The sequence below is a fragment of the Falsirhodobacter sp. alg1 genome (assembly GCF_000739715.2).
Taxonomy (GTDB): Bacteria; Pseudomonadota; Alphaproteobacteria; order Rhodobacterales; family Rhodobacteraceae; genus Falsirhodobacter.
The window spans coordinates 1-517 of record NZ_BBJC02000105.1 but is presented as its reverse complement, the minus strand read 5'-3'; the positions used below and the strand labels follow the sequence as shown (position 1 = coordinate 517).

Sequence of the window (517 nt, the reverse complement as noted above, 5' to 3'; positions counted from 1 at the left end):
GGACCGACCTGGCAAAGGCGCTGGCTGCGGCATTGTAAAAAGCACGAACCTTCGGGGGCGTGGTGCAGGACCGGGGATACCGGTCCTGCTTTCATTTCAAAGCAGGTTTTTCATGCAACGAGCTGACTTCATCCAACCAGACGGGCTGATCCTTGATTTTGCAGCGGACAGCAAGGACGCTTTGTTGCGCCATCTTGCCGACCGCGTGGCCGAGGCGCGGGGCGTGGATGCGGAACAGTTGTTCAAGAAGCTGGCCAAACGAGAGAAGCTGGGCTCCACGGGAATCTAAGATTACGCCGGCGCTGCTGCAGAAAATGCTGTCCCGTCAGGTAGACGAAACGTTCAACGCCATTACGGTTGATAGCGATACCTCTACTTCCGATGCGCTGATTCTGGCAGCCACGGGCAAAAGCAAGGCCGCACCGGTACGCTCGGGCGAGGTCGCCCGCGCGTTCGAAGAGGCATTGGGCACGGTAATGCGTGATCTGGCACAGCAGGTGGTCAAGGATGGGGAAGG

General features: G+C 58.8%; 1 protein-coding gene and 1 pseudogene. Both read left to right on the top strand.

From position 1 onward, the window contains the following. Positions 1 to 112: 112 nt before the first annotated feature. A complete protein-coding gene (locus TR36_RS15310) occupies positions 113 to 289 on the top strand; it encodes a PTS sugar transporter subunit IIA (RefSeq protein WP_082715004.1) in 177 nt (58 codons plus the stop codon). Then, positions 282 to 517, top strand: a pseudogene (locus tag TR36_RS14435) (bifunctional ornithine acetyltransferase/N-acetylglutamate synthase); the annotation flags it as partial. The gene TR36_RS15310 and the pseudogene TR36_RS14435, both read left to right, overlap by 8 nt.

Bases quoted from the DNA above. Each gene is read 5' to 3' on its own strand.
- TR36_RS15310 (WP_082715004.1), top strand. From the start codon at position 113: ATGCAACGAGCTGACTTCATCCAACCAGACGGGCTGATCCTTGATTTT.